General features: G+C 38.3%; 5 protein-coding genes. All 5 read right to left on the bottom strand.

Translation table 11 applies throughout. The annotated features are described in order from the left end of the window. Positions 1–16: 16 nt before the first annotated feature. Entirely contained in the window at positions 17–1,003 is a 987-nt protein-coding gene (locus tag AACS98_RS07240; RefSeq protein WP_066377738.1) for a glycosyltransferase family 2 protein, read from the bottom strand. Between the two features lie 40 nt (positions 1,004–1,043). Further along, positions 1,044–2,168: a glycosyltransferase family 4 protein gene (locus AACS98_RS07245; RefSeq protein WP_066377746.1), complete on the bottom strand. Its 1,125-nt coding sequence runs from the start codon at positions 2,166–2,168 to the stop codon at positions 1,044–1,046. A gap of 2 nt (positions 2,169–2,170) precedes the next feature. Continuing rightward, positions 2,171–3,010, bottom strand: coding sequence for a hypothetical protein (locus tag AACS98_RS07250; protein ID WP_066377748.1), 840 nt, complete (start codon positions 3,008–3,010; stop codon positions 2,171–2,173). A 107-nt stretch (positions 3,011–3,117) separates the two neighbouring features. Then, entirely contained in the window at positions 3,118–4,968 is a 1,851-nt protein-coding gene (gene hepA / locus AACS98_RS07255) for a heterocyst formation ABC transporter subunit HepA (protein ID WP_066377750.1), read from the bottom strand. A gap of 314 nt (positions 4,969–5,282) precedes the next feature. Beyond that, the gene (gene hepC / locus AACS98_RS07260; RefSeq protein ID WP_066377754.1) at positions 5,283–6,068 is read right to left on the bottom strand and encodes a heterocyst development glycosyltransferase HepC; all 786 of its coding nucleotides are present in this window, start codon (positions 6,066–6,068) and stop codon (positions 5,283–5,285) included. Positions 6,069–7,216 lie beyond the last annotated feature (1,148 nt).

Here is a 7,216-nt window from a genome sequence, read left to right on the forward strand (position 1 = left end):
TCCCCTACCTCCCTACTTACTTCACTCCCAACAGGGGATTAGCTAAAGTTCGTGGAGTAAAACTCAAACTTAATGCTACGAAAGTCCGTAAATTAAATTTTTGTTGCGTGAATGCTTGCCAAAGATAGGAACGTGCTGCTGTTGTTTGTTGATTACGTAATAAACCAATTCCTAAAGTTGTATGAGCTTCCAACCACTTTTGTTGAAAGTAGGAACGAAATTCTTTTAAACGCATATCTTCCATGAAGATTTTGTAACAGAAAATTTCGCTCTGAGCTTTACGAATTTTTGCCTGAGCATTTCTACTACCACTGAGTTGAGTATCAGTTTGTTCATGCTCACGATATAGGGTTAATCTTTCGGGATAATAGTAAACTCCATAACCTGATATACAACATAGATAAGTTAAATATAAGTCCCACATTCCGCCAACTTCTGGGGGAATACTATCCCAATCAATCAGATGATTGCGAATGACACAAGCTGAAGCTGTGGGGATACTTTTGTCAATTAAGCCTATTTTGACAAAATTTTGGTAAGCTCCTTCGGCTAATTTATCTCTCTGATAATCACGAGTATATACTTCTGTTTTTTCGTGATTAATTTGACTTTTGCTATCAATAATATACTGGTCGCAAAAACCTAAAATCAACTGAGAATCTGCTTCTAAATGTGGTATTAACTTGGCTAAAAAATCCTCATGCCAAATATCATCATCATGGAGGCTAGCGACATATTTACCTTGTGCCATTTTGAAGGCGTTCATTTGATTGGGCAACATCCCCATATTTTCTGGATGTCGCCAAAATTTAATCCGCGAGTCTTGAAAGGATTCGACAATTGCTTGGGGACTTTCGGGGCTGCAATTATCAGAAACGATAATTTCAATGTTGTGATAGGTTTGTTTAACTGCGCTGGCGATCGCTTGTTTTAAATATTCTGCTCTGTTATACGTGGGGATAATTACACTAACCAGAGGTTCTGAAGAATTAAGATGATTCATAATTGTGATTAGGCTGGCGAAATTGGTTCAGATTCAGGATTTAAGGTTGAAATTCAGCAATAGTTCTGGCATAAATTTTTTCTAGTCGTTGCACATGCACATCAAGTGTAAATTCTTCCTGGAACCAAGCCTGACCTTGTTGACCCATAAGCCGACATTTGAGATAATTTGATGCTAGTTCATTGATGGCATTGGCTAACTTCTGCACATCATTGAGTGGAACTAAAATACCTGTTTCACCATCTCGCAGATGTTCTGGAATTCCTCCGACTGCACTGGCTATTACGGGTCGATAATGGCTATAGGCTTCCAGTGTGACTAAACCAGCCGGTTCCGGCCACAAACTGGGAAAAACCACAGCCAAACATTGTTGATACAGTGCGGCTAATTTTTCGCCACTACACCAACCATGCCAAGTAATGCGATCGCTTAACCCCATTTTCGCTGCTAAACGTTCCATACTCGGCTTACCCCAACCATCACCAGCAATATCTAAATGGATACTTGGGTGAGTTTTCACTAAGGCTTTAATTAGCCATTCAATGCCTTTGTACGGAACAATCCGACCGACAAATAAAATGCGCTGCTGTTGATGGATGTCTTGACTCAAAGGTGCAGTCTCAGTTTTGGGTGGTTGGACACCACAGCGCAATGTTATTACCCGTTCCGGTGGTATACCACTACTAATGACTTGCTGACGGACATAATCACTATTAGCAATTACCGGAATAGGTAATTTTTTGAGGGCTTCTAGCACCTGAGATGTGTTTCGCCAGTCTTGGAGAATATTTTGTGGTCTGCGACTACCACAGCCATCGACTAGATGACCCCAAGCACATCCTAAAGGGTGCATGGCGCGATCGCACACTCTACCCCTATCTGCTAGATATTGTGTACCACTGGGACAGTAAATAGAGTGATTATGCAAAGTCAAAATTGCTGGACATTCTTGCCGCCAATCAACTAACATATCCGGGTCGTGAATATGCAGTAACTTGAACTGCTTTTGATCTACTGTTTTTAAAGACGTAATAGTGCGATCGCTTACCCCTGGAAGTTGAGCCGATACTAAAGAAGCCACGTAAGTTTCAATACCGCCACCGCCTCTAATATCTGTTTGAGAACAGTGATAAATCATTGGGGAATCAATTATGTTCGCAATCATCCTTAAAAACCAAAATTAAACCAAAACTTGTGTCTGACATCACTTACATAATGCCGTAAAGCAATTTCTTTACTGGCAAATTTATCAGGATAAATAAATTGGTCTGTAACATCCAAAACATATTTTTTTGTACATAGTGGTACACCATGATTATGGTGCATTGTTAAATGTACAATTGTTTGTTCAGTAAAGTAGATCGGCAGTCCGGACAGGTTTGCTAAACGTTCAATTGCCAAATTCCAATCAAACTCATGCTTAAATAAAATAAATCCACCATTGACAGGATTTAATTTTTCTTCTGGCTCATAAATGATGCGTGCATCTAAAGACACTGAGCAATCAGGCAGATAATAAGAGGATTTACTATCTGAATTAGCTAAATCAACTAAATCACTTCCACCAGGAAAAAACAAAATATCTGAGTCAGTGTAAATAGTTGCACCATCAACGGGAATTGACATCAATGCTGATAACTTTTTCCCCATCGGATGCTGTTGGGCATAATCAGAAACGCATTGCGGCAAGTCGGTTCTGATCAACTTGTTTAAAGGTACTACCTCAACGCAGGGATGAATAGAACGCAGTAACTGACAACTAGCATCAGTGTAGCTACCATCCGAAATCACAGTAAATGTCTGGGGAATGCCGATATTCCGAATAAATGAGCGAATACTAGCTACTTGTTCTGGTAAGTCACGTTCACAAGATAAAGCATAGACATTAATCGTCACATTACCAGGGTGGGGAATGGAACGTTTAACTATTTGAGGTAGCAGAGACTTATATAGAGAACGATTTATTTTTCCTTGAAATCGCGCAGTATGATAGCCAATATTTACCATTGGTTTTTCCTGAGTAAGTGATAGAATTATTTACTTAGCTTGTTGCTGAATACAGCAGTTTGTTGGTTTTCTTCATCAAAGATTAAAGAAATTCTCCCGAAATATTTCTATCCAGCTTGTCCCATTTCATATTGCATTTGGTGATATTTCCACAGCTTACCTTTTTGCTCTAGTAATTCTTGATAACCGCCTTGTTCTACGATGCGTCCTTGGTCAAGAACTACGACTTTATCGGCTTTAGCAATAGTAGAAAGACGGTGAGCGATCGCAATTACTGTTTTCCCTGCTGATAGCTTTTCTAATGAGTCTTGAATTAATCGCTCTGATACAGAATCTAACGCGCTAGTTGCTTCATCCAAAATCAAAATATCTGGGTTACGTAATAAAGCACGAGCTATTGCTAATCTTTGTCTTTGTCCTCCAGATAAGCGTACACCCCTATCTCCTAGTTTGGTGTCAAAGCCTTCAGGCATTTCTAAAATAAATTCCAAGGCGTTAGCTAGTTTTGCCGCTTCTTTAATTTGTTCTGGAGTCGCTTCTGGTGTACCGTAGGCGATATTTTCCCAAACAGAAGTGTTAAAAATAAACGTGTCTTGACTAACGACAGCGATTTTGCGACGTAAGGAATTAATCTCAAACTTCCTAATGTCGATATCATCTAAATAAACATCGCCTTGAGTAGCATCATGAAAGCGAGGAATTAAATCAGCTAGTGTGGTTTTACCAGCACCAGACGCACCAACTAAAGCTGTAGTTTTACCTTTCTCAATGCTCAAGGTAATGTCACGCAAAATTAAGTGATCAGGACTGTAACCAAAATCTACAGATACTAAATCAATTGACCTTTTTAAGCCGGTAAATTTGATTTTACCATTTTGGAAATAAGGCTTATCATCCGTTCTCAGCAGGTTTTTAATATTGTCTGCCGAACCTTGCAAGCTGCTTAAAAATGCTCTAGTGCCATTAATATCTTGAATAAATGGCACAAGTCGGAAGAGTACAAAGAAAAAGGTTAATAGAGAAGAAATTTGTAACTGACCATCAGAGACAAAGTTAGTGAATGCTAATACAATCATCCCGACTAAGACAGTGGTAGCGATAGCTTCTGCAATTGGTTTTACCAATGTCCAGGTGATGATGACTTTGGTAGTAGAACTGACGACTTCTTGACTAGCTTTGTAGTAGCGATCGCGTTCAAAATTTTGAGTTCCAAAGGCGTGAACTGTCCGCATCCCATTAATAAATTCTACGGCTGCTGATGTAAAATTTCCATTAGCCACCGACATTCCGAAACTGGTTTCGCGCACTCTGGCATTCAAATTAGATAAGCCTACCGCTAACAATGAAAATAACATGGTAGATACTAATGTTAGCTGCCATGAAATCACAAACATGGAAATTACATAAACCAGAACTGCCAAGCCTCTAGTCAATAAAAAGGCTGCACCACTGAAAACCTGCTTAATTCTTTCAATTTCTGTAGTAATCGTGTTAAATAGTTCCCCAGAGGAAATTTTACTAAAGTAACTCAGTTGGAAAGATTGCAGTTGTTCAAAAATACTTTTTCGCAGGCGATCGCCAAGATATAATTGAGCTAATTCTATATAAACTTGGCTAAAATAATTAAAGGTTGCTCGTAACCAAGCACTGAATAAAATCAGTACAGATATCCGATACAACCGATTAATCGCTGGTTCTTTCGCCCCTAAAATTAAAATGTCAAACCATTCTATACCTGTTTTGACTGGTTGAGCATCTGGGCTGGTTAAACTTTGCAAAAATGAAAGTAAAAATCCAATGCTTACACCTTCAAAAGTAGCCGCTAGCACTGAGAACACCAAAGCTAAGATTGCTATTTTGCGGAATTTTTTGAATTCTTGCAAAATTAAATAGTTATCTTTCCAGAAGCTAGTAGCTTTTAATAGATTACGGATGAGTTGATTTGGTTGAAAACGCATGATTATTTTCTAATCAGACTTGGTTATTTATCAGCGATATACGCTAAGTAACTAATTCGGCTTTATTATCAGCCAACAGATAAATTTATCAATTACTGTCATAATCCTCAAAAAAACTCACTGATTTAAAGATGTTGTAAAGTAGTAAAATTTTACAGAAAAATCATACTCTATTTACAGATGTAGTGCTGAGTGAATACTTCAACTCAGCACTGCTGAATGGTAGTTTTATTGGCACCACTTTGTACTCAACACAGTTACATCACAGTTAATCACGAGCAAAACCGATAACCAAACATGAAAGAGTCTTTCCCTTACACCCTTACACCCTCTTTTAAACTACAGGTTTGTCCGTCCAAATGTAACACCTGGGCTTCTGCCTTCACTTCCCATGAATTGTTAATTACTGGTAGTTGCTTGAGTTGATGTTGTCTTTCTAAACTCAAACTTATGGCTGCTTCTAAAGTCCAACAACGAGTTCCTATCAAACTCATTTCACCTCGTAGCACATTCCATAATTGTGGCAGATGATCTAAACCTGATTTACTCAACCAACGCCCCAAAACGGTGGTATTTTGCTGATGAGTAGTACAAAACTTAATCGTGCGAAACAGTTTACCCCTTTGTCCTACACGCCATTCACGAGTAAAGATTGACTTGGGTGAATAAACTTGCATCAGTATTATCAATACTGCCATGATTGGACTTAACAACAGCAATAATCCGCCGGCAATCACCCTGTTTATCAATTGCAACCACATTCCATTTTGGCTAGTTCGTTGGAAAAATTTAGAACCAGAAGGTATGCGGAGGAATATAGGTTTATTAGCTTGTTCACAGCCCTCAGCCCAGAACTGTAACACAGTTTTACCCAGTTTGGCATCTATACTCACCAAATTGACTGGTGAATGTTTTAAGCATTCTACTAACAATTGCTGATTATCTAGAGAAGGTAAATATGGCTGTGGCAATTTTGTAGAAGCCTTTACCAACAGTTGACCCCGCCGCCATTGGAGAGTGTAGCGTGAGGCGCGATTTTCTTGCTGTTGTGGGGTTACAGGATAGTTATGAAGAAGAGTTGGAACTATTGTGCTTGTCATAATGTCTTGGGATTTATGTCAAGTAAATCGCTGAGTTGATATCAAAGGCTATCAATGTCAAAGACGGCGATGTGAATCGTGCTTTCTAGCCCAAAGTTATAGATATTTACACATCTTGCACCCGTTGCTTGATGACAATTTTTGTAGGGTGGGCATTGCTAGCAGGTAGCTAAGATTATGAGTTTTACGTTGTGGGCTGTGCATCGCCTATTCTGATTGAGAATGGTGCAAGATATGACACTTTGGTAATTCTGCTAGATTTGAGATATTCAGTTAAAAGCCAAATGACCGATGTTTTGTGCTGTTTAACTTTCTAGTAGCCTGTTTATCTCCCTTCTCTACAAGAGGCTGCGCCAACGGGAGAGGGAACTCTTAATAGACAACGGGCAACAGTCAATTTTTGAGTTTAATTGAGATTTGTTGGCTGTTTCCTCTGCCAATCACAGCGTTTAATATCCCCACCTATTGACGGTTGGCGTTCATGGGGGATTGAACCCCCTTCAAACGTTCCTGTTAAGAGTTCCCTGTTGTCTTGAATTGCAGAAATATATTTATTGAATTTACGTCGTGCTGGATGACATACTAAGTAGATAGGTAGTAGTCAACATAATTAGAAAGTTAACTGGAAATTTAGATGTCTCGGATACAAATTAGGGATGTTGGGTAAATGTAGAGGTATGTTACCCCATGATGAGCTTAATAACTTTGTAATTATGTTTATTTTGCCTACTTGTCTACTATGTTCAATAAATTTAAGAAAGCTAGTCCACTATTACCGTTGAGTCACCTAAAATTAATTTCAATATCTAGGATATAAGAATCCATATAAATAACTATATAGCAAAACTGATTCTTTATTTATTCTTTAAATAAAAAGTGTTTCCCAGCCAAAATATAAAGCTGGCATAAATATACTTATTTAAATAGTAATACTTTTAGAGTTAATTTTAACACAAAAAAAGTTTAAATTGTACATTTAAAAAAGTCAAGTTTATTTCAACATTTTTTGGACATAAAATTATTAAATTATATAAATTTGTCAATCAAGTCAGAAGGCAGAAGAGATTATAACTCCTAAGAAACACAGAGAGTGGGGAGGCAGGGGATTGGGGATTGGGGACTGGGGATTGGGGACTGGGAATTGGGGA

This window comes from Anabaena sp. CA = ATCC 33047 (assembly GCF_963870205.1).
Taxonomy (GTDB): Bacteria; Cyanobacteriota; Cyanobacteriia; order Cyanobacteriales; family Nostocaceae; genus Trichormus.